The following is a 962-nucleotide window of genomic DNA, read 5'->3' as shown; positions in this document are numbered from 1 at the left end:
AAAAGAGAGTAATAGATCAGAACGGCCGATCGCCGTCAAGCACTGAAAATAGCAAAATCAGGTGCGGAATGACGGTTATAGTCTTGTCCGAAACTTAAGAGTGAACCCTATGATAAAAAGGCCAATATGCATTATCTCATAGTAACACAATGGCCTTATCACTATTAATAGCAGAACTATTTTCTGGTTATTTTATCGAGATAACCCATGGCGAATGCAGACAAAACAAAAGTGATATGAATCAAAAGATACCATTTTATTTTATCATTAGGAATATTCTCTGTATTCATAAACACTTTTAATAGGTGAATAGATGATATTGCCACAATAGATGCAGCTACTTTATTCTTGAGAGAACCTGCATCTAGCTTACCTAACCAGCCTAACTTATCGTCGTTATCCCCTACGTCTAACCTTGATACGAAGTTCTCATAGCCAGAAAACATCACCATAACTATTAGCCCACCAACAAGAGCAATATCTATAAGTGATAGCGTGACTAGCACTAACTCAACCTCTTTTATCTTCCATATGTTTGGGATTATATGGAATATTTCTTGGAAAAACTTCACTCCAAGTGCTACTAGTACCAGGCTGAGACCTAGATATATAGGAGCCATAATCCAGCGAGATGAATACATTAATTTCTCGAATGCTTTTTCCATACAGTTCGCCAAGCCTATTTTCTTTTTAACAAGTTAGATAACTATAAGCATTAATTCTACAGCCACCCCAAGTATTTTTATAAAGCCATTATTACATCTATGAAAACTTAATTCACATCAAAAGCCCCATCACAATATAAAACAATCTCGTTTCTATGTAGGATATACCATGAATAATCCTAGATAGATTATTGCCATAAAGATACTAACTTAGTATGAACCGCGAATTCAACTTCGAAGTGCGACACTCGCCTATGCCGCCTGACGGTACTCTTCGAATACCTTGACAGGCTGCCT

At 36.7% G+C, this 962-nt stretch carries 1 protein-coding gene; it reads right to left on the bottom strand.

Features of this window, described 5'->3' with window-relative positions:
• Nucleotides 1-176: 176 nt before the first annotated feature.
• Nucleotides 177-665, bottom strand: coding sequence for a TIGR00645 family protein (locus PG892_RS22355; RefSeq protein ID WP_109422348.1), 489 nt, complete (start codon nt 663-665; stop codon nt 177-179).
• Nucleotides 666-962 lie beyond the last annotated feature (297 nt).

Source organism: Aeromonas sp. QDB68, assembly GCF_027707405.1.
In the GTDB taxonomy this organism is placed as follows: domain Bacteria; phylum Pseudomonadota; class Gammaproteobacteria; order Enterobacterales; family Aeromonadaceae; genus Aeromonas; species Aeromonas caviae.
This window is presented reverse-complemented; position numbering and strand designations above follow the sequence as displayed.